The organism is Alphaproteobacteria bacterium (assembly GCA_024244705.1).
Lineage (GTDB): Bacteria > Pseudomonadota > Alphaproteobacteria > JAAEOK01 > JAAEOK01 > JAAEOK01.
In genome coordinates this window covers 192,267-212,269 of record JAAEOK010000036.1, presented here as the reverse complement: position 1 = coordinate 212,269, position 20,003 = coordinate 192,267, and the positions used below count along the sequence as shown (strand labels likewise).

Genomic DNA, 20,003 nt, shown 5'->3' with positions numbered 1-20,003 from the left:
ATGCGCGTCCGATGGCCGACGCCCCGCTCGACCCGAAACGCCATGCGTTCCGCCCGGACCTCGCCGATGTCCGTTTGCGCGGCCGGATCGAGGCGGCGCGCTATGTCGCCGGCGCGCCGGCCCAATGCCGGGCCGAGATCGCCGCCGTGATGGCGGCGCCGGATGCCGGGTCCGAACAGTCCAGCCAGCTGCTGTGGGGCGAGACCTTCACCGTATTCGAGCGTGGCGCCGACTGGCTATGGGGGCAATGCGCCCATGACGGCTATGTCGGCTATGTTGCGCCGGCCGACCTCGACGACGAAATCTCGGCGCCGACCCATCGCGTCGCCGTGCCGCGCTCGTTTCTGTTCGCCACGCCGTCGGTCAAATCCGATGTGCGCGCCGCGCTGCCGATGATGGCCCGCATCGCCGTCGGCGGCGAGCGTGACGGCTACCGGACGATTGGCGGCGGCGGCTGGATCCATGGCGCGCACATCGCCCGGTTCGAGGATTTCGAGGACGATCCCGTGGCGGTGGCATCGCGCTTCCTCGGCGTCCCGTATCTATGGGGCGGGCGCACCATGCTCGGCATCGATTGCTCGGGGCTGGTCCAGATCGCGCTCCAGGCGATTGGTATTTTCGCGCCGCGCGACAGCTATATGCAGGAAACCGAGATCGGCGATGCGGTCGATATCCCCGCCGATCCGGCGCAGCTTCGCCGCGGCGACCTGGTCTTCTTTCCCGGCCATGTCGGCTTTGTCGACGGCGCCGGCGGCTACCTCCATGCCAGCTCCCATGCCGGCGCAGTTTCGCTCCACCCCCTGGCCGACGTCGTCGCGCGCGCGCAACGCGTGCATGGCCATGCCATCAGCGCGGTCCGGCGCCTGCCGCCGATTTAGAGCGCTCTAGCGGGGCCAGAAGCGCCGAGCGACAAAGCGCAGGCCCGAGGCCGGCGCCAACGACAGCGCGCGCAAACCGGATATGAGCGCCGCCACCGGCCGGCCCGAGATCCAGTCGGCGGCGGCGACATGGCGGGCGGTCATGGCTTTGAGCCGGCGTGGCAGCCCGGGATCGATTCGGGCCAGGTTTTCGCTATGCTTGTCCAGGATCAACGTGGCGGCGGCGCGGGTCACGCCGGCAGCGTCGCGCGCCGCCGGGGCGAGATGGACGGCCAGCGATTCGGGGACGAAATCGAGCGCCCGATGACGGCCGAGGCGCAACAGCCAGTCCCAGTCCTCGAGCCGCCGCAAGCGCTCGTCGAACGGCCCGACGCGATCGAAGGTGTCGCGGCGCACCGCCATCGTCGTGCCGATGCAGATGTCACCGCGTTCGACCATATCGGCGGGACCGAGGCGCGGCGGGTCGGGAAGGCGACGCTCCGTCCCCGGCCGGCCAGGACGGATCAGATCGAATCCGGTGCAGCAGACATCGGTTCCGTGCTCCGCCATGAAGGACAGCTGGCGCTCGAGCTTCTCCGGGCGCCACCAATCGTCGGAATCGAGGAACGCGACGATATCCGCCCGCGCCGCCGCGACGCCCGCATTCCGCGCTCCGCCCGGGCCGCGGTTTACGGCATTTCGCGCGACGCGGATGCGCGAATCGGAATGCGCCTCGACCGTGGCGACGGTGTCGTCGGTCGAGGCGTCGTCGACGACGACGATCTCGAAATCCACGAAAGTTTGGGCTACGACGCTTTCGATCGCCGCGGTCACCTCGGCGCCACGGTTGAACACCGGGATGATCACCGAGACCGCCGGCCGGTCCGTGTCCCGAGGCGGGTTCACCTTGTCCAAGCGACCGTCGCGCGCCGGTCTGGTTGCCGGTCGATCAGGTTTCGAGCGCCTTCCACATTTCCACGTCGCGTCGTGCGGTCCAAATGCGCGGGTCGCGGATACCCTGGGCCTCGTCATAGGCACGGGTGACGTTGAACGGCAGACAATGGTCGAAGATCACCCAGCCGCCATATTTCGGTTTGAGCTTTTTGTAGGTACTACGATAGACGTCCTTGAGATCGTCTTTCTTGGCCACGCCATTTTGGACCGATTTCAGCATCGCTGTCACGAAGGATTTCGTGCCGTCAATGGCTTCGTTGACCTTGGCCGGGCTCTTGAGCGCCGGACCACGGCCGGGCACCAGCTTGCGGGGCGCAAACGCCCGAACCCGGTCGAGCGTCGCCGGCCAGTCGGACAGGTAGGCATCGCCGCAATAGGGTGTCGCACCGCGTTCGACCAGATCGCCGGCCAGCATGATCCGCTCCTTGGGCAGCCAGACCACGGTGTCGCCCTTGGTGTGGCCGCGGCCGAGATGCATGATGCGCACCTCGCGTTTGCCCATCCAGATCGTCAGTGCATTGTCGAAAACCATCGTCGGCCAGGTCAGGCCGGGCACCGATTCGACCTTTTCGAAGAGGCGTGGAAAGCGCTGTGTTTCCGATTTGAAATCCTGGGCCCCGCGCTCCTTGATCAACTCGTAGGTGCCGCCGCTGGCGATGATCTGCTCCGCCTTGTAGGCCGAGGCACCGAGAACGCGGACGGCGTGGTAATGGCTGAGCACCAGATACTTGATCGGCTTGCGCGTGACCTTGCGGATTTCGCGGATCAGGGAGCGGGCCTGAACCGGGGTCGCCAGGGTATCGACGACCATGACGCCGTCATCGCCGATGACGACCGCGGCATTGGGGTCGCCCTCGGCGGTATAGCCGTAGACACCGTCGGCCAACTTGTCGAAGGTTACTTTCTTGACGCTCAAGTCGGCCTGGGACGCGAAGGCCTTGGTCATCGCACTCTCCTTATCGACATGGCGGTGCGGCGCGAGTCGCCCCGCCCCTTCCGATCAGCCGTGACCATAGCAAGACCGCGCGCGCCCGCAACCCCGACGGGGCGGCAAAACCGTCAGCCGGCGGCGTGCCCGTGCAGCAGACCCTCGACAATCTCGCCTGCGGCGCCGAAATCCTCGACGCTGTGCTCATAGGCTTCGCGGGCGGCGGAATAGGCCTCGACGCGCGCGCTGTCGATACCGTCCCGGAACAAAGCGGCGTGGGCCTCCTGGCACGCATCGAGCAAATGGTCGGCGATCAATCGCCGCCGCATGTATTCGCGGGCCGCCTCGCCGATCGCCACCGGCAAAGCGTCGTATTGCGGCACCGCGGGTCCCGCGCCCTGCGCGAAGTCGCTTCTCAAGAGCGGCCACATCTCCGCCCAATCGTCGCGCGACCGGCCCTCTTCGAGATGGCGGTAGCCATACTGGCGCAGTACGCTGCGCGCGCCCTCAACCAATGGGTCGGGAAACCGGCCGCCGGCAATCATCGCCAGCTCAGGCCGCGGCATGGTCGGCCGCGTCGTATCCGACGCGCATGTCGTAGTCGGGTTCGATTTCCGCTTCGCTGGGCATTTCGAGGCCGACATCCTTGAGCCGCGGTTCGACGAGCTCCCAATACTCGGTCTGCAGCTCCTCCGGGGATTTGGTCTTGATGCCGTATTCGTAGTAGATATCGAACATCTTCGACTTCTTATCGCCCGACGACGGACGGCCGTAAAAGCCGAGTCCCATTTTCATGAATTTCGGCGCCCGCTTCTGCAACTCCTCGAGGCCCCGGTCGCCATCGAATTCGACGCAGCGTTTGGCCGCCCACACGCCGAAGGCGAGGTGACCGTGCTCTTCCTTGTGGATGCGCACGTTGACCCGCGCCCAGGGCAGATACGAACATTCCCGGTATTGACCGAGGAAGGCGACGGCCGCCGGCGTGACGAGAGTCGAGAACAGCGCCACGTCGTACCAGGAATCGAACATCGGCGACCAGTTTTCCTTACGAAAACCGTTGATGACATTGACCTTGGCGGGGTCGGGGTTGTCGGGATTGGTGACCAGCTCGTGAAGCCGTGCATCGACATCGACGCCGAGGTCGGCCATCAGGTTCCACACGTAGTAGCCATGGCCCATCTCCTCCATGACCTTCTTGGCCAATCGATAGGCCTCTTCCGGGCGTGGCGCGTATTGAGCGTTCTCGGCCACCCGCTGGCCGCCGGCATATTCCGAATCGCCCTGAAAGGACATCAGATTGAGAAGCGCCGCTTTGTAATCCTCGGGGAGCGCGTCGCCCTTGTCGTATTTTCGCATCACACTTCCTTCCCGTGCCGATTTCGGCATCATCTAACATACTACAGTTTTTGGTATTAAACATATAAAAGTGTATCATATTGTTCTTGTCAACGATTCTGAGCGCAATAACGATTTACGGATAATGATATGTAAAATACTGTCTTCAAATGATTTTATATCCACATACCTCATAAGGGAGATAAATTCGCGCCGCATGAGCTAAATATTTTTCACTACAAAGAGCCAAACGAATCGGCTGAAAGTGAACGTAGAACGATTGCGCCAGAACCACGATAGGGCTATACATCGATCCTCGGTTGGAGCTTGGAGTAATCTCAAAACCGCCTATGTCTACGCCGCGCCGTTTCGCTGAACTGACCCAGAATCTCGCCGATTCGACATCGCCCCGGGCGAAATCTCTCATCGTGACGATTTACGGCGACGCGATTGCGCCCCACGGCGGCACGGTCTGGCTCGGCAGCTTGATTCGGCTGGTCGAACCGCTGGGCCTCAACGAGCGCCTGGTGCGTACCGCCGTCCTGCGCCTATCGCGCGATAGCTGGTTGTCGGCGAATCAGATCGGACGCCGCAGCTATTACAGTCTTACCGAAAGCGGCCGCCGCCGTTTCGAAGACGCCCATCGGCGCATCTATTCGGTGCCGCGGGCGGCCTGGAACGGGCGCTGGACATTAGCGGTGCTGGTTACCGGCGCGATCACCAACGCATCGCGGGACCGGTTGCGTCGCGAGCTGACCTGGCTCGGGTTCGGCACTATCGGGGCCAATTGCATGGCCCACCCCGACGCCGATATCGATGCGGTCCGGCATGTCCTGCAGGACCAAGGCGTCGCCGACGGGGTCGTCCTGCTCGATGCCAACGATATTGGCGGCGGCGCTTCCCCGCCATTGCTCGAACTTGTCCGCCAGTGTTGGGATATCGAGCAATTGGAGGACGGCTACCGCGGATTCCTCGAGCGGTTTCGACCGCTTCTGCAATCGATCCATGGTAACGAGCGGCCCGATCCACAGAGCTGTTTCCTGATCCGGACCCTGCTCATTCACGAATATCGCCGGGTCTTGCTGCGCGACCCCCAGCTCCCCGACGAATTGCTGCAGTCGGGATGGAGCGGGACTGCGGCGCGATTGCTGTGTCGTAACCTGTACCGGCTCACCCAACATCCCGCGGAACGGCACCTGATGTCGGTCCTGGAAACTGCCGACGGTCCCCTGCCCGAAGCTGCCCCCTACTTCTTTGACCGTTTCGGCGGCCTCGAGGACGCGTCGGTAGCCGTGCGGGAAAGCGCCTGAACCAGCCCGGCATCCACTATCCCGAGCGCTGCGCTGTACCGGCCATCGATGGCTAAATCCGAAGCGGAAGCGATTTGAGCGCGCGCATGCCGGTTCGTTCCGTCCAGCGCAATTCGTCTTCCGGGACCGCAAGCTCGAGAACGCGAGTTCGGCCCAACAACTTTCGCAGCAGAACATCCATTTCGGCCCGAGCCAGCCATGCGCCGAGGCAGAAATGGGGGCCGCCGCCGAAGGCGAGGTGCCGATTCTTTGGCCGTCCGATGTCCAGCGCTTCGGGATTTTCGAACACATCGGGATCGGCATTCGCCGCCGCGAGCAGCGCCATGAGCGGCTGCCCCTTTCGTAACGCCACGCCCTCGAACTCCGTATCCTCGATCGGAAAACGCGGCTTCGTCATTTGCACCGGGGACACGAAACGCAGCAATTCCTCGACCGCGGAAGGGGTCAGATCCGGCTCCGCGCGTAACCGCTCCAACTGATTTGGATTTTGCAGCAACGCCAGTACGCCACCGCTGATCAAATGGGTCGTGGTCTCATGCCCGGCGGCGAACAACAAAAAGCACATCGCCAACAACTCGTCCTCGGAGAGGCGGTCGCCCTCGTCCTCGGCATGGACCAGCCCGGAGATAAGGTCGTCTCGCCGCTCCGCCCGGCGTTCTTCGAACTTCATCCGCATGTACCGGTTGATGCGGCCGATTGCCGGCACCAGCCGCACGATGCCCCATAGCGACGCGGCTTCGGACATCGACGCCATCCAGCGGGCGAATTTGGGGCGGTCCTCCTGCGGCAGCCCCAGCATTTCGCAGATGACGGCCAGCGGCAGGTCACGTGCAACGTGCTTCACCAGGTCGCGATCTTGGGAGGCGGCCAAGTCATCGAGCAAGCGGTCGGCGATGTCCTCGATGCGGGGAACCCAGGCTTCGATCTCGGCGCGCCGGAACGTGCCGTCAACCAGCTTGCGGAGCCTTCGATGCTCGGGATCGTCCTTTAGCAGCATGTTGTTGGCGAGGAGCCTTATGCCGCCCGGTAGCCAGCGCACAATTATGGCCATTCGCGTATTACCGGCGCGCCGAACGTCGACCGAAAAACGGTCAGGATCCTTGAGCAACTTTTCCACGGCGGCGTGGGTCGTGACAAAGGTGATGCGCCCGATAATCGGCGCGCGTGTCGTGACGACAGGCCCGACAGCACGCATCGCGGCCAGAGTCGGGAACGGATCGCGCTTGAACGCCTGTCCGGCAATATCAAATCGGTGGATTGTCTCGGTCACGTCGTCGCCCGTATATGAATCCGGGCAAATGCCTAGCACTCAAGCGATCAATGTCCAGACAAATTGGCGTCCCGCCCGTAAGGACGCGAGGCACTGGCTCATTCCGGTCATCGATCAGTACGCGGGACCGCGATGGTATCGGCCCACTCAGTCCAGGATCTGGCTCAGGGATTCGAAGCTGGTCGTCACCTGCAGGCTGAAGATATCGACGCTGGAATCGTAATTGCCGACCAAGAGATGGGCCCCCGATGTATCGATGCTGGCGATCGGTGTATCGGGCAAGAAGAGATGGGCGTAGGCGATGCTGAGATCGAAATGTTCGTCGAGCCCATAGGTTGCGCCGATCGTCGCCCAGTGACGATCGTTGTCGGGGACGCGAGCGGAGCGAAAGGTCGCGTTCGGCACCGGTGATTCGTCGTAGGCGTAGCCAAGACGGAATGTCCAGTTTTCGCCGTACCGATAGATTGCCCCGCCGGAAAAGCGCCAAGTGTCCTCCCAATTGAAGACAGATGCCGCATCGCCCAATCCGTCACCGAGCTCGATGACGATTTGCGGCACGACGCTCCAGTTCGTCCACGTCGCATCGGCGACCAGATCGAGCTCCGGCGTCACGTTTTGCAAGACGCTAATCGATACCGTGTCGGGCAAGGTCAGGTTGGCGCTCGCCGTCGTCCAGGCGGGCAGAGGCGGTCCGCCCGGCGCCACCATAAGGTCGGCGTCGCCCGAGAAATCGTGGTCGACCGACGACCGGTAGTGGACGCCGATCCGCGTGCCGTCGATCGGTTCCCACAACCCGCCGACATTGGCGCCGAATCCTAGGCTATCGGCGGTAATATCGATGAAAGTATCGAACGCCCCAGGCAGAGGGCCGCCCAACCCCGGGGGGATCAACAGGCCGCCATCGATCATATTGGTCAGATTCGCGTTGGCGTATTGGAGGTTGAGGCCGACACCGATCGAGAACGAGTTGCTGATCTTGAACGCCATCGCTGTGTTCAGGTTGAAGACAAACAACTGCGAGCGGATGGAGTTGTAGCGGCCGACCCAATCGGCATCGTAAGCGGTGACCAACCCGAACGGCGCGTTGAGCCCGACGCCGAACCAGACGTCTTCCGAAAGCTGGTGCGAAAAATATGACGCCCCGGCAACGACAGGGGTACCGCCATTGGCGTTGTTGGGCCCCGCCGTCGGCACCGACGTGCCGGGTCCGGTAAAGGTCGTCGATCCGTTGTTGGTAAACTCCGAGTTAGGGAAAATCGGGCTCACCGAGAACACGGCGTTGTTGTCCGGCAAATGGACCATGCCGGCGGGATTGAAAAAGATCGTCGACGCGTCTTCCGCCACCGCCGCCGCGCCCGCGAAGGCGGTGCCGAGACCGGTCGTGCTCTGCTCATATACAGCGAAGCCGGCCGCGTGGGCCGTGCCGCCGCCGCCGGCGAGCATGACCGCCACCGCGGCACCTGCCGCCTTCAGTCTCAAGGAAGTCATCGGGATCATGTTTCCGTCCCCCTGTGCGTCTCGCCCAACGCCGCGCCCGGTCCGGGGTCCGATCCCGGTTGATCCGGGGTTCATGCCCGCGCGTACAATCTATCCCTGCAGGTCATATTGAGCCGCGATTCGCCAAACTAGCGTTAACGGCCTTCCAAGAAAAGGTGCCAGATTTAGTATTACACTTCAGCTAAAATCCACTATCCCTTGAAAAACTCGAACTATGGCTAGAAAATTATTCCACGCGGGCGGTGGCGCTCCTTGCGATCGCGGTCAGTGGATCGTCCCCACCGATGACCGAGGCGCCGCTTCGGGCTCGCCCGAGGTCGGCCCCGCCTGATGATGAACCATTTTCCAGATACCATCCTCGCGCACGAAAACATTCGTGGCGGCAAGCAAAGCGTCGTCGATGCGTTCGTAGCAAATTACAAAGATGGCATCCCCGCACAAGAATGGCTCGGGGGAAACGCATTCGACTTTGGGGGCGCCGGCATTGCCGAGAATTTGCTGCCAGCTGACCATGACCTCGTCGCGGCCGCTGATCGGCGGCCACCCCGGATGAATGCAGGCGACCGGTGAAATTCGCGCCCACAGGCTCTCCATGGCCTCGTAATCGCGTTCGGTGAACGCCGCATAGAATTCGGCATTTACGGCGAGGACAGCATCCAGGTCTCTCATGCCTCCTCCGGTTTCGCTCAACGCGTTTGGAAAGACATCGAATCGCGCGCCGCCTCATAGATCGAGAGATTGCCGTTCTCTTTGCACAACAACTGATAGGTGCCGACGAAGGTCTCGACTTCCTCTTCGGTCAGTGGCCGCCGTTTCTCGCCGTCATCGAGGACACCGTGGAGGTACCCGAGCGCGTATCCGAATCGAAATCCACCCCCGGCCGCGGACTGAATCGCAACGTTGATGTTGTCGTTCTGAATGTCGAATCCGCTCAGCAACTCGGTGCACGGCGTTTCGGTAATGACTCGAGGGTTCAGGTTGATGGTCATTTCCTGTGCCCGAGAAGACGGCACCAGAAATACGAGCGTCGCTGCGACCACTATGGAAATGCACCCTAGTCCCTTGGTCATGATCCCTCCAATTACTTGGCCTCCATTGGCCCCCTGATTCGTCCCACGAGGCGCGATTCCTCATTATAGGGGACAGCCCCGTGGGTTATGAACAATTCTTCGTCATGGCTTGCTCATTGCCGGGCTTGCCCGGCGCCGACGCGAGCGTGCACTATCGCCCGTTCAGGCCGCCGGCATTGGGAACGCGGGCCGCCAGTCCGGGCGGGTGGAGTATGTCATGAACCTTGTCTTTTTTGTGATCGTCCTGATCGCGTTCCTGATGGCGGCTTGGCGTCAACTGACCTGGTCCCCCGCTGTGGTCGGCGAGCCGGCCCCGATGGACCGGTTGGGCAGCAGCATGATCGATGCCGCCGCCGGCTCGGTAACCCTGGCCATCGGCCTGATTGGTGTCATGGCGCTGTTTCTCGGCTTGATGAAGGTGGCCGAGGCCGGCGGCCTGCTGCGCATTATCGCCCGCACTTTGAGGCCAATCATGGTGCGCCTGTTTCCCGACGTGCCCGCCGATCACCCGGCGATGGGCGCGATGATCCTCAACATGTCGGCGAATGCCTTGGGTCTCGGCAACGCGGCGACGCCGTTCGGCATCCGTGCGATGCAGGAATTGGACCGGCTCAACCCCTGCAAGGGAACGGCAACCAACGCCATGGCGCTGTTTCTCGCCATCAATACGTCAAGCGTAACGCTGTTGCCGACCGGCGTCATTGCCCTGCGCGCGGCCGCCGGCTCGAACGATCCCGCCGGGATTCTGCCGACGACCCTGTTCGCGACCATATGCTCGACCACCGCCGCCATCGTGGCGGCCAAGGTCTACCAGCGGTATTTCCCGTTTCCGCCGCGCGACCATGTTCCGATATCCGAGGAGGAGGCTGCGGAGGCCGCGGCCGAGACGCCAACGGAAACCGATGATGCGATCGACGAGAATCCCGCCGAAGCCTATCCGGCTTGGGTCTCCACCCTCGTCATTCTGGGCATCGTGGCCCTGATCCCGATCGCCATCGTTTACGGCAAGTCGATCGCGCCGTGGATCATTCCGTCGTTGATGGTCGGCCTGCTCGGTTTCGGCGTTGCCCGGCGGGTCCGCGTCTATGAAAGTTTCGTCGAGGGCGCCAAGGACGGCTTTCAGGTCGCGGTGCGCATCATCCCCTATCTGGTCGCGATCCTGGTTGCCGTCGCCATGTTCCGTGCCAGTGGCGCCATGGAATTGCTGATCGGGCCGCTGGGCGCGATTACCGGCCTCTTCGGTCTGCCGGCGGAGGCACTGCCGATGGCGCTGCTGCGGCCGCTGTCGGGGTCGGGAGCCTACGGCGTGCTGGCCTCGCTGATCAACGACCCGGCGATCGGACCGGACAGCTATGTCGGCTATCTGGTCAGCACCTTCCAGGGCTCGACCGAGACCACGTTCTACGTCATCGCCGTCTATTTCGGCGCGGTCCAGGTGCGGCGCCTGCGCCATGCCCTGGCGGCGGCGCTGACGGCGGATCTGGCGGGTATCGCCGGCGCCGTGTTTATCGTTTGGTTCCTCTACGGTTGAGCGGCGCGACGGCAGCGCCGCCGACGCCGTTCTTAGTTCTCGACCAGGGTCGCTTCGTCGGGGCTCCGCCGCCGCCGACGCAGCAGCCGCCGACACCCGGCATAGGCCAAAAACACGACCGCCGCCGCACCCGCACCGTAGAGCGCGCCGCCCCAGCCGAGCGGCAGGCCGGGCTCGAAAACGCGCCAAGTGGCGACCGCGATCGCGTTGTCGATATGGGTCAATAAGACGATCGGCCGCATCGGACCGCTGGCGTTGAGGATCGCATCGTGGGCCGCGCTCAGCTCGGCAATTCGGGCATCGGTCGCGGTGGCAACCGCAGCGCGGGCGGCCGGCGTTAGTTCACTATAGATCGCGCTGTCGCCGAGCTGCGCCGCCAAGAACCTGGCCTCGTCGAGATGGCCGCCGAGCCGTTGTAGATATTGCTGGACGAAGGCCGGCAGCTGAGCGGCGCCGGCTCCGACGCCTGCGAGACAGGCCAATCCGACGATACGACGCGGATAAATCATGCCGGCTGCTCCCATCGAGGGGCGATCCGAGAGGCGCCGATCTTGCCCCGCAAACGTGGCAGGTCCAAGGCACCGGCGTCGCCCGCCACGGCGTCACACGCCGCCGCAGGTCGGAATGGTCATACTCTGGAACGGCGCCGAATCGAACACCAATATGGCGCCGGCCGCACGCAGCCGGCCGGCATATCCCGGCTGATCGGAGTACAGCACCCAGATGTTGGGGAACCAGGTGCCGGCGACAATGCTGCCCCCCGCTCTGTCGGTGGCCAGGAACGCCTCCTTCAGGCTCGCGCCGACCGGAAATACCGTGGTGACCATACCGCTTCGCTCGCCGGACAGCTCGGCGTCACGGGCGGCAATCAGCATCAACGCCAACCAGCCCGCTACAACGGCGAGCAGCAATCCAAGCGCAAGAAGGTGGAACCGGCGGCCCGGCAGCCCGGATTTCCCGCGGCCCGCGGAACGCCCCATGCCAACGCGCTACCGCGCTTCCGCCAGGCGGCGGACCGGACGCTCGTCGATCGGCCAGTGAATCAAGGCGGCGGCGATCCCGGTCGCGACGCACAGCCACCACATGATATCGTAAGACCCCGTCGCATCGAAGATATAGCCGCCGAACCAGACGCCCACGAAGCTGCCGACCTGGTGGCCGAAAAAGACGATACCGAACAGCATCGCCATGTTGCCAATCCCGAACATTTGGGCGACCAGCCCCGACGTGAGCGGCACCGTCGACAACCACAGCAATCCCATCGTCGCCGCAAAGACCATGACCGAAACGTCGCTGATCGGAACCAGGATAAACACCGCAAAGACCAGCGACCGCAGCAGATAGATCCAGCACAGCAGATTACGTTTGCTGAGCCGGCCGCCGAGCAGGCCGGCGCAATAGGAACCGACGACGTTGAACAGGCCGACGATGGCGATCGCCCACGCGCCGAGCGCCGGGTCGAGCCCGGCATCGATGATGAAGGCGGGAAAGTGGAACGTGAGGAACGAGACCTGGAACCCGCAGACGAAGAAGCCGGTGGTCAAATAGACATAGCTTCGATGACCGAGCGATTCGCGCAACGCCTCGTTGATCGATAGCCGGCGCTCACCGGCGACGTTGCCGGCGCGACTCGACAAGACCGGCGTTACGGCAATCATCGCGATAATGCCGAAACCGAGCAGGACCAGCGCCGTCGACCAGCCATAGGCGGAGATGAAGGCCTGGCCCAGCGGCACCATCAGGAACTGGCCTAGCGACCCGGCCGCTGTGCCGACGCCGAACGCCCACGAGCGCCGCTCTTCGGGCACCAACCGCCCGAAAGCGGCGAGAACGACCGAGAACGACGCCGCCGACATGCCGATCCCGATCAGGAACCCGGCGGACACGTGGAGCATGGCCGGGGTCGAGGCATCGGCCATCAGGAACAGGCCGAGGCCGTAAAGCGCCAATCCCGCCGACAGCACCCGCGCCGAGCCATAGCGGTCGGCGATCGCGCCGGCGATCGGTTGTCCGAGGCCCCACAGCAGGTTCTGGACCGCCATCGACAGGGCAAAGACCTCCCGGCCCCATCCGAATTCCGCCGTCATCGGATCGAGGAACACGCCGAAGCTGGCGCGAATACCAAAGACCAGAACGGTGAGCAGGCAGCCGGCGGCAATCACCAGCGCGGGCGTTCGCCACTGCGTCAGGGTCGCGTCGGACATATACTCTCCCCTACCATGCATTGCGAAACGGACGCGGATTTCCCGTTTGGCCAAAAACTAGGCCCTTCGTCCGGTAAGGCAAGGCGGACGTGCGCATGGCAGGCTTGCGCGCGAAGCAACATACCTCGGAATGAAGTCGGTCGCCGTGAGGCTAATGCGTAGGCCGAATTGGCGGTTCTCGGCTCTGGCGTGGGATATTCGGCGTGGGAAAAGAGGCGGCTGCCGCTTTGTTCCACCTAGCCTTCCGGCTGTTTCATCTCGGCATGAGCCACGCCGACCGGAGACATGTTCGCTGTTGGCACCAACTTCGATCGAGCGATAAATTAGGGCTCAAATGAGGACGGATTTTGTAAGAGTTGGGCGATGAGCAGCCAATGCCGATAGTCATCGAACCGAAGATCTTGCCGCGACGTGCCGCGGGCACATCGATGGCCGCCCTGGTCGCCGGCTCGGTAATGATGTTGTCGGGCTGCAACCTGCATCCGGACCGCGTGACGGCGGTGCCTGAGGGCTCTACGGACAAGGCCGTAATCTCCGGTATTCCCAATGCCCGCTTCTGGTTCGACGACGAGTACAACGAGGACCTGATCCAAATCGGGCTTCAAGCGCTGAACAACGAACGCGATCACCTCACAAAAATCGGACACAGTGGACCGTTGCTGCAGTCGAATATTCTGGCGATTTCGGGCGGCAGCGACAATGGCGCGTTCGGTGCGGGATTGCTCGTCGGATGGACCGAGGCGGGCGATCGGCCCGATTTCAAGGTCGTTACCGGAATCAGCACCGGTGCGCTCACCGCCCCGTTCGCATTTCTCGGGTCCGCCTACGACCATCAGCTTACGAGCGTCTTTACCGAGACCGCGGCCGAAAACGTGTTTGAAGAGAGGCCGCTCTGGGCGGCGATCTTCGACGATGCGATGGCGGATACCACGCCCCTTCTGACCCTGGTGCGCCATTTCCTCGACCAAGACATGCTGACCGCCATCGGGCGCGAATACGAAAAGGGGCGGCTGCTGCTCATCGCGACGACCAACCTGGATGCGCGCCGGCCGGCGATTTGGAGTATCGGTGCGATTGCCACCAGCGGCCATTCGAACGCACTTTCGCTGGTGCAGAATATCTTGCTGGCGTCGGCGGCGATACCAGGTGCCTTTCCGCCGGTCATGTTCGACGTCGAAGTCGACGGTAGTCCCCACCAGGAAATGCATGTCGACGGCGGCGCCATGTCGCAGATCTTTATGTACCCGCCGTCGCTCAAAGTGCGCGAGGCCAGCGAGCGGGCTGGAGTTGCACGCGAGCGGGCGCTCTATCTCATTCGCAATGCCCGCATCGATCCCGATTGGGCCACCGTCGAGCGGCGTACCATGGACATCGCGGGGCGCGCGATATCATCTTTGATCCATACCCAGGGCATCGGGGACCTCTACCAGATCTATCTTATCGCCCAACGCGACGAGGTCGACTACAACCTCGCCCACATCGGATCGGATTTCGATGTCGAGCACAGCGACAGCTTCGATACCGAATATATGCGCCAACTGTACGACTATGGATACGCGCTGGCGACCAACGGTTATCCTTGGGAAAAGCTGCCACCCGGGTTCGCCGCGAATGAAGACCGTTAGTTCGACCAGCGGCGCACGGCGAAGCATCGAACAACATACTGACGGCGGCGAGGTTCGGTGACTAATGATGTTCGGGACGGGGCCAAGCGACATGGACCACGATCTTGGATTGGATATGCGACGCACCGCCATGGTCCTCGCACTGCTTTCGATGACATGGCCCAGCGCCCCGGCCGCGGCGCAGGATTTCGAACAGCCGCCGGAATTCAAAGCCAGCGAAATCCTGACGCCGGACCTGTTAAACGGCGACCATCACCGGGTGATCGAACAGGTCACCAATGACGGCTACCACAACATCTATGAGATCTGGTCCGACTTCGGACCATTCACCGCTTACGGCTCGCCGATGCTGCGCATGAGGATTACGGAGATCGAGGCGATAGGCCAACTTCAGGACTTATCGCAGACCGAGGTCTTTCTCGAATCAGCGGCCAACACCACCGTGAGCGGTTTCAGGGCGATATGGCAGGCGGCGACCAACCCGATCGAAACGATCGCCGGTCTGCCCGAGGGAATCATCCGCATATTCCACGATTACGAGGAGGACATCGTCGACGGGGCGGGGACCGCCAGTGACATTACCGGTATCGGCAAGGAGGATTCCGGCGGCGAAGGCGAGGACGACGGTTACACCGAAGACGAAATAACCAAGGCGTTCGAGATCCACTTAGGCGTGCGCTCGGCGCAGCGCCGGCGGGCGCGCGAATTGGGCGTCGACCCGTATACCTCGAACGAGCCGCTGCAAAGCGCGCTCAACGAAATCGCCCGCATCGAACGGGCGGCGCGGTACGGCATGAAACTCGTACCCTTGCCCTCGATTCCGGGCGTGGGCTACATCGAAACGGCGGTCGAGGCCGTGTGGACCAAGGATTACAGGGAACTGCAAAAATTCAATCGCGAGCGGTTGATCGAAAGCGGCGTGGCCGAGGCGGACCTCGATGAATTCTTCCGCCATCCGGACGTTAGTCCTACGTTGCAGACGATCATCGTCAGCGGCCTCTTGGAACTCGACGATGTCGAAAATCGCGACCAGGTCATTCGTCAGGCGAATTCGGTCCGATCGGAGGACGAGGCCTACTTCTTCACCGAGTCGCTGTCCCTGCTGGTGTGGTTTCACAACAACCAAAGCCCACTGGTTCGCTTCCTCCCCGATGTTCATCTGCCGGTCGGCCTGACCGCGGACCGGCGCCAAATCGCCATGTTTCCGGTCGACTATATGGCCTGGACTCCGGGCATCGCGGCGGCGGCCAAGATCTACACCCTGGAAAGCGCCGATTACCCGATCGACGACCGTGAACTTTGGCTATTGGGCGACGCCTCGCCGCGTGCGCGCCAGGGGCTGGCGGCGCTGGGGTGGCAAGTTAAAGAGGACGTCGCGACCGAGATCGACTGGGCGCCGCACTTGCAATTGGACTAGTTTGGCCGCATTCAAATCGGAGTCCGACCGCAACCCCCCGACCCAACGATGAGGCCCAAGTGCCCTTAGCGACCCTGCGAGAATTCTTCAAATTCGAAGCCGCCGGCGGAATCGTCCTGATCGCGGCTTCGGCGCTGGCCTTGATCCTGGCCAACACACCGCTCGAATCGCTTTACGACGACCTTCTCGAAACGCCGTTGCAAATCCGCGTCGGCACCCTCGATATCGCGAAGCCCCTTCTGCTGTGGATCAATGACGGCCTGATGGCCGTCTTCTTCTTCCTCGTCGGGCTTGAGATAAAGCGGGAATTCCTCGAAGGCGAATTGTCGAGCCGCGCCCAGCTCACCCTGCCGGTGATTGCCGCGTTCGGCGGCATGGCAGTGCCGGCGCTGATCTTCGTACTGGTCAACCTTGGCACTCCCGAGAATCTAGACGGCTGGGCGATACCGGCGGCCACCGATATCGCCTTCGCGCTCGGTATATTGGCGCTGCTCGGGTCGAAAGCGCCGTTGTCGCTAAAGGTGTTGTTGACGGCAGTGGCGATCATCGACGACCTCGGCGCCATCCTGATCATCGCCATCTTCTATTCCGGCGACCTCTCATTGATGTCGCTGGCCGTGGCGGTGGCCGCGGTGACCGGGCTGTTTATGCTCAACCGAATGCGGATCGCCCGCTACGCACCCTACATGCTGATCGGCATCGTACTCTGGGTTTCGGTGCTGAAATCGGGCGTGCACGCGACATTGGCCGGCGTGATCCTGGCCTTCTTTATCCCGATGGAGGGCCGCGACAACGCGGAATTGACCGAAGACCATCAGCACTCGCCGCTGAAGCATCTCGAGCACACGCTCCATCCCTGGGTCGCGTTCGGCATTCTGCCGGTTTTCGGCTTCGCCAATGCGGGCGTCTCCTTCGCCGGCATGACCCTGGCCAGCCTATTCGACCCGCTGGCGCTCGGTATCGCGCTTGGCCTTTTTGTCGGCAAGCAGGTCGGCATTTTTGGCGCCATTTGGTTGACCGTGAAACTCGGCCTGTCGCGCATGCCCGAGGGCGCCAACTGGCAACAGCTCTATGGGTTGGCCTTGCTGTGCGGGATCGGCTTCACGATGAGCCTGTTTATCGGCGGCCTCGCGTTCGACGATCCGGATCATGCCGCCTATGTTCGGCTCGGCGTGCTCAGCGGCTCGATCCTGGCCGCAATCGGCGGCTATGTGCTGATCGCATTTTCGCCGGGCCGGCCGGCTGTGGTTGATTCGCCGGGAGCACCGACGCCAGCCGCGGAAAAAACCGAACCGCCACTGACCACCAGGGGCTAGAACACTATGTGTTCACGTGGAATCAATTCTGTCGCGGATTGGCGGCCGCGCCCCGCCGATGGCCCGGCCAATTGGAAACGGCGGCATGGAACCGTATCAGGAGGATCCGGACGATGATCGAAGCAGTCAACATCAAAGCGGCGTTAGCGTCCCGACAGGTGCTGCGCAATCGGGTTCCCGACACGCCGTCGGACGACGTCGACGCGGCGTTCGCAACCTTGGCCACCTATCGTGAGGGCGGCGTTTTCGCCGGCAGCTTCGAGGGATACAGCGCCTGGGAACGGCACAACAAAGGAGACGAACTGGTTCAGGTCCTCTCCGGCAAGACCACGCTGACCGTGCTCACCGATGACGGGCCGGAAGTACTCGAAATGACCGGCGGCATGGTGACCGTCGTCCCGCAAGGCTGCTGGCACCGGTTCGATGCGCCGGATGGCGTTACCGTCCTGACCATGACCCCGCAGCCGACCGATCACTCGACGGCCGAGGATCCACGGCCAAAGGTTTGAGCTGTGGTTCAGCCGCAATCGACGATGTGAATGAACGATCCCATGACCGACCCCTGGCGCGAACCGACCGGTGACGGCGGACCGCCGTGGGTGTCGCGGATCCAATAGAGGGGCGCCGCCGGTCCTTCCTCGAGTACCGTCGCATAGTGGAATTCATGGCCGCGCAGAGGCCCCTTCCACGGCATGCCGCAATCGGATTCCGCCTGGCGATAGCCGAGGTGGAGACGCCGCGTCGCGAAGCTGGTCTCGAGCGGCAACAGCGCGGCCACGGCGTGCCGGTCGCCCTCGGCATCGACGATGCCCCGGCCCAGGACCATATAGCCGCCGCACTCGCCGTAGATCCTCATCCCCCGCTGGGCCGCGTTGCGGAGACCGTCGAGGAAAATCGCGTTCGCCGCCAAGCGACCGGCATGCAACTCGGGGTAACCGCCAGGGAGGAACACCGCATCGGCCGCCCCGTCCGGGGCGACGTCGGCGAGCGGAGAAAACGGGATGATTTCCGCTCCGGCGCGCCGCCACGCGTCGAGCAAATGTGGATAGGCGAAGGAAAACGCATGGTCTTGGGCGACGGCGATCCGTTGTCCGAGCGGGGGCAGGTCGGCAACATCGCCTTCGATATCGAAGGTCAAGGGCGCCGCCAAATCGGCCATTGCGGCGAGATCCACATGGGCCGCCACCGCCGTGCCGGAGCGAACCAGAAAGGCCTCCAGGTCTGGCCGCTCGGCGGCCTGAACCAGGCCCAGATGGCGCGACGGCAAGGCGAGATCGTCGGCCGCCGGCACCGCCCCGAGAACCGCCAATCCGGTCGGCGCCAACGCCGTCCGCAGGATTTCCTCGTGGCGCGGGCTGGCGACCCGGTTGAGGATGATTCCGGTGACGTGGCAATCGTCGCGATAGGCCGCGAAACCCTGAACCACGGCGGCGACCGACTGGGCCTGAGCGTGGGCGTCGATGACCAGGACCACCGGCAACCGCAACGCCACCGCAAGATCGGCCGTGCTGCCACCGCCGCCGCTGGCGCCATCGAACAGACCCATCACGCCCTCGATCAGGAACAGGTCGGCCCCAACCGCCGCGTCGCGGGCCAGGCGGGCGACCAGCGCCGGCCGCATCGCCCAGGTATCGAGGTTGACGCACGCCTCACCGCCGGCCGCCGCATGGTATTGCGGATCGATGTAGTCGGGCCCGGCCTTCGCCACCGCAACGCGACAGCCGCGCGCGCCGAGCGCCCGCACCAAGCCAAGCGTGATGGTCGTCTTGCCGTGGCCCGAGGCCGGCGCCGCGATCACCAAGCCATGGGCGGTATCCGACCCCGACACGGACTTAGCCATCGGCCGGCGCCCGCCGGCGCCGGACGTCGGCATTCAGCGTTCGGCCCGCGAGGGCACCCAGCCAGTCGAGGGCGGCGCGGAGGCGGACAATCTCGCCGATGACGACCATGACCGGCGGTTCGATGCCGGCCCGGGCGCTGTCTTCGACAACCGACCCCAGGACTGTCTCCACGACCCGCTGGTCGCCGAGCGTCGCCCGGCTGATCACCGCGACCGGCTCGTCGCCCGAGCGGCCGGCCGCCATCAGCCGTTCGGCGATCGAAGCGAGGTGCTTCAACGCCATATACATGACGATCACCGGGGAGCCGTCGGCAATCGCCTGCCAATTGACCGCGTCGGGCACCAGGCCCGTAGTGTCGTGTCCGGTCAGAAAGGTCACGGCGTGGTTGAAATCGCGATGGGTGACCGGAATTCCAGCATAGGCCAGGCCGCCGATTCCGGCTGAAATTCCCGGCAATACGCGGAATGGGATCGCCGCCTCGACCAGCGCCAACGCTTCCTCCCCGCCACGGCCAAAGACGAACGGGTCGCCACCCTTGAGCCGCAGCACGCGCTGTCCGGCCCTCGCCAAATCGATCAGGCGCAGCGAAATGTCCCGCTGCTTGGGCGACGGCTTGCCGCCGCGCTTGCCGGCATATTCGACGGTACAGTTTTCGCCGGCCAATTCGAGGATCTCGGGATTGACCAGGGCGTCATAGACAATGACATCCGCCACCGCCAACGCATGGGCGGTGTGCAAGGTCAAGAGGCCGGGATCGCCGGGTCCGGCTCCGGCCAACCAGACCCAGCCGGGTTCGAAATCGGGAAAGTTTAGCGTCGTGAAATTCATGCTCTAATCTCTTAAACTCC

20 protein-coding genes are annotated in these 20,003 nt (G+C 63.5%); 7 read left to right on the top strand and 13 right to left on the bottom strand.

Annotated features, from left to right (window positions below; all coding sequences use genetic code 11):
• Positions 1 to 11 precede the first annotated feature (11 nt).
• Positions 12 to 878 (top strand): C40 family peptidase, encoded by an 867-nt coding sequence (locus tag GY791_05525; GenBank protein MCP4327882.1) that lies wholly within the window; start codon positions 12 to 14, stop codon positions 876 to 878.
• A gap of 6 nt (positions 879 to 884) precedes the next feature.
• Here the strand turns inward: GY791_05525 and GY791_05520 are convergent, their stop codons facing one another.
• The 4 genes from GY791_05520 to GY791_05505 all read right to left on the bottom strand — a co-directional run bounded on the left by GY791_05520 (position 885) and on the right by GY791_05505 (position 4,095).
• The gene (locus tag GY791_05520) at positions 885 to 1,772 is read right to left on the bottom strand and encodes a glycosyltransferase family 2 protein (GenBank protein ID MCP4327881.1); all 888 of its coding nucleotides are present in this window, start codon (positions 1,770 to 1,772) and stop codon (positions 885 to 887) included.
• A gap of 34 nt (positions 1,773 to 1,806) precedes the next feature.
• Complete coding sequence (locus tag GY791_05515; protein ID MCP4327880.1) at positions 1,807 to 2,757, bottom strand: MBL fold metallo-hydrolase; 951 nt, start codon at positions 2,755 to 2,757, stop codon at positions 1,807 to 1,809.
• Positions 2,758 to 2,870: 113 nt separating this feature from the next.
• Positions 2,871 to 3,284 carry a hypothetical protein gene (locus GY791_05510; GenBank protein ID MCP4327879.1) on the bottom strand — a complete coding sequence of 138 codons (414 nt, stop codon included), beginning with the start codon at positions 3,282 to 3,284 and terminating at the stop codon, positions 2,871 to 2,873.
• Positions 3,285 to 3,291: 7 nt separating this feature from the next.
• Entirely contained in the window at positions 3,292 to 4,095 is an 804-nt protein-coding gene (locus GY791_05505) for a phenylacetate-CoA oxygenase (GenBank protein MCP4327878.1), read from the bottom strand.
• Positions 4,096 to 4,424: 329 nt separating this feature from the next.
• Here GY791_05505 and paaX point away from each other — a divergent pair, with 329 nt between their 5' ends.
• A complete protein-coding gene (paaX, locus tag GY791_05500; GenBank protein ID MCP4327877.1) occupies positions 4,425 to 5,384 on the top strand; it encodes a phenylacetic acid degradation operon negative regulatory protein PaaX in 960 nt (319 codons plus the stop codon).
• A 52-nt stretch (positions 5,385 to 5,436) separates the two neighbouring features.
• On the opposite strand, the gene GY791_05495 is transcribed toward paaX, so the two are convergent.
• The 4 genes from GY791_05495 to GY791_05480 form a co-directional block, all read right to left on the bottom strand.
• Positions 5,437 to 6,654 (bottom strand): cytochrome P450, encoded by a 1,218-nt coding sequence (locus tag GY791_05495; protein ID MCP4327876.1) that lies wholly within the window; start codon positions 6,652 to 6,654, stop codon positions 5,437 to 5,439.
• 147 nt (positions 6,655 to 6,801) lie between these two features.
• Positions 6,802 to 8,142 (bottom strand): transporter, encoded by a 1,341-nt coding sequence (locus GY791_05490; GenBank protein ID MCP4327875.1) that lies wholly within the window; start codon positions 8,140 to 8,142, stop codon positions 6,802 to 6,804.
• Between the two features lie 273 nt (positions 8,143 to 8,415).
• Positions 8,416 to 8,820: a nuclear transport factor 2 family protein gene (locus GY791_05485; GenBank protein ID MCP4327874.1), complete on the bottom strand. Its 405-nt coding sequence runs from the start codon at positions 8,818 to 8,820 to the stop codon at positions 8,416 to 8,418.
• A gap of 17 nt (positions 8,821 to 8,837) precedes the next feature.
• Complete coding sequence (locus GY791_05480; protein ID MCP4327873.1) at positions 8,838 to 9,221, bottom strand: hypothetical protein; 384 nt, start codon at positions 9,219 to 9,221, stop codon at positions 8,838 to 8,840.
• Between the two features lie 217 nt (positions 9,222 to 9,438).
• On the opposite strand from GY791_05480, the gene GY791_05475 reads away from it, so the two are divergent.
• On the top strand, positions 9,439 to 10,752 hold the full coding sequence (locus GY791_05475; protein ID MCP4327872.1) for a spore maturation protein: 1,314 nt from the start codon (positions 9,439 to 9,441) through the stop codon (positions 10,750 to 10,752).
• A 32-nt stretch (positions 10,753 to 10,784) separates the two neighbouring features.
• Here GY791_05475 and GY791_05470 read toward each other — a convergent pair whose 3' ends face one another.
• From GY791_05470 to GY791_05460, 3 genes are all read right to left on the bottom strand, one after another.
• A complete protein-coding gene (locus tag GY791_05470; GenBank protein ID MCP4327871.1) occupies positions 10,785 to 11,261 on the bottom strand; it encodes a DUF2937 family protein in 477 nt (158 codons plus the stop codon).
• Between the two features lie 93 nt (positions 11,262 to 11,354).
• Positions 11,355 to 11,732 carry a hypothetical protein gene (locus GY791_05465; GenBank protein ID MCP4327870.1) on the bottom strand — a complete coding sequence of 126 codons (378 nt, stop codon included), beginning with the start codon at positions 11,730 to 11,732 and terminating at the stop codon, positions 11,355 to 11,357.
• A gap of 9 nt (positions 11,733 to 11,741) precedes the next feature.
• A complete protein-coding gene (locus tag GY791_05460) occupies positions 11,742 to 12,956 on the bottom strand; it encodes an MFS transporter (protein MCP4327869.1) in 1,215 nt (404 codons plus the stop codon).
• A gap of 458 nt (positions 12,957 to 13,414) precedes the next feature.
• On the opposite strand from GY791_05460, the gene GY791_05455 reads away from it, so the two are divergent.
• The 4 genes from GY791_05455 to GY791_05440 all read left to right on the top strand — a co-directional run bounded on the left by GY791_05455 (position 13,415) and on the right by GY791_05440 (position 17,823).
• Entirely contained in the window at positions 13,415 to 14,581 is a 1,167-nt protein-coding gene (locus tag GY791_05455) for a patatin family protein (protein MCP4327868.1), read from the top strand.
• Between the two features lie 115 nt (positions 14,582 to 14,696).
• Positions 14,697 to 15,998: a hypothetical protein gene (locus GY791_05450; protein MCP4327867.1), complete on the top strand. Its 1,302-nt coding sequence runs from the start codon at positions 14,697 to 14,699 to the stop codon at positions 15,996 to 15,998.
• A 59-nt stretch (positions 15,999 to 16,057) separates the two neighbouring features.
• Complete coding sequence (gene nhaA / locus GY791_05445; protein ID MCP4327866.1) at positions 16,058 to 17,314, top strand: Na+/H+ antiporter NhaA; 1,257 nt, start codon at positions 16,058 to 16,060, stop codon at positions 17,312 to 17,314.
• 113 nt (positions 17,315 to 17,427) lie between these two features.
• Positions 17,428 to 17,823 carry a cupin domain-containing protein gene (locus GY791_05440; GenBank protein MCP4327865.1) on the top strand — a complete coding sequence of 132 codons (396 nt, stop codon included), beginning with the start codon at positions 17,428 to 17,430 and terminating at the stop codon, positions 17,821 to 17,823.
• An 8-nt stretch (positions 17,824 to 17,831) separates the two neighbouring features.
• Here the strand turns inward: GY791_05440 and GY791_05435 are convergent, their stop codons facing one another.
• Both GY791_05435 and cobA read right to left on the bottom strand, forming a co-directional pair.
• The gene (locus GY791_05435) at positions 17,832 to 19,154 is read right to left on the bottom strand and encodes a cobyrinate a,c-diamide synthase (protein MCP4327864.1); all 1,323 of its coding nucleotides are present in this window, start codon (positions 19,152 to 19,154) and stop codon (positions 17,832 to 17,834) included.
• Positions 19,147 to 19,983 carry a uroporphyrinogen-III C-methyltransferase gene (gene cobA, locus GY791_05430; protein ID MCP4327863.1) on the bottom strand — a complete coding sequence of 279 codons (837 nt, stop codon included), beginning with the start codon at positions 19,981 to 19,983 and terminating at the stop codon, positions 19,147 to 19,149. Before cobA ends, GY791_05435 begins: the two co-directional genes overlap by 8 nt.
• Positions 19,984 to 20,003 lie beyond the last annotated feature (20 nt).

Coding starts and splice junctions, on each gene's coding strand:
- GY791_05525 (MCP4327882.1), top strand. CDS start 12: ATGGCCGACGCCCCGCTCGACCCGAAACGCCATGCGTTCCGCCCGGAC.
- GY791_05515 (MCP4327880.1), bottom strand. CDS start 2,757: ATGACCAAGGCCTTCGCGTCCCAGGCCGACTTGAGCGTCAAGAAAGTA.
- GY791_05510 (MCP4327879.1), bottom strand. CDS start 3,284: ATGATTGCCGGCGGCCGGTTTCCCGACCCATTGGTTGAGGGCGCGCGC.
- GY791_05505 (MCP4327878.1), bottom strand. CDS start 4,095: ATGCGAAAATACGACAAGGGCGACGCGCTCCCCGAGGATTACAAAGCG.
- paaX (MCP4327877.1), top strand. CDS start 4,425: ATGTCTACGCCGCGCCGTTTCGCTGAACTGACCCAGAATCTCGCCGAT.
- GY791_05490 (MCP4327875.1), bottom strand. CDS start 8,142: ATGACTTCCTTGAGACTGAAGGCGGCAGGTGCCGCGGTGGCGGTCATG.
- GY791_05485 (MCP4327874.1), bottom strand. CDS start 8,820: ATGAGAGACCTGGATGCTGTCCTCGCCGTAAATGCCGAATTCTATGCG.
- GY791_05480 (MCP4327873.1), bottom strand. CDS start 9,221: ATGACCAAGGGACTAGGGTGCATTTCCATAGTGGTCGCAGCGACGCTC.
- GY791_05475 (MCP4327872.1), top strand. CDS start 9,439: ATGAACCTTGTCTTTTTTGTGATCGTCCTGATCGCGTTCCTGATGGCG.
- GY791_05470 (MCP4327871.1), bottom strand. CDS start 11,261: ATGATTTATCCGCGTCGTATCGTCGGATTGGCCTGTCTCGCAGGCGTC.
- GY791_05465 (MCP4327870.1), bottom strand. CDS start 11,732: ATGGGGCGTTCCGCGGGCCGCGGGAAATCCGGGCTGCCGGGCCGCCGG.
- GY791_05460 (MCP4327869.1), bottom strand. CDS start 12,956: ATGTCCGACGCGACCCTGACGCAGTGGCGAACGCCCGCGCTGGTGATT.
- GY791_05455 (MCP4327868.1), top strand. CDS start 13,415: ATGTTGTCGGGCTGCAACCTGCATCCGGACCGCGTGACGGCGGTGCCT.
- GY791_05450 (MCP4327867.1), top strand. CDS start 14,697: ATGCGACGCACCGCCATGGTCCTCGCACTGCTTTCGATGACATGGCCC.
- GY791_05440 (MCP4327865.1), top strand. CDS start 17,428: ATGATCGAAGCAGTCAACATCAAAGCGGCGTTAGCGTCCCGACAGGTG.
- GY791_05435 (MCP4327864.1), bottom strand. CDS start 19,154: ATGGCTAAGTCCGTGTCGGGGTCGGATACCGCCCATGGCTTGGTGATC.
- cobA (MCP4327863.1), bottom strand. CDS start 19,983: ATGAATTTCACGACGCTAAACTTTCCCGATTTCGAACCCGGCTGGGTC.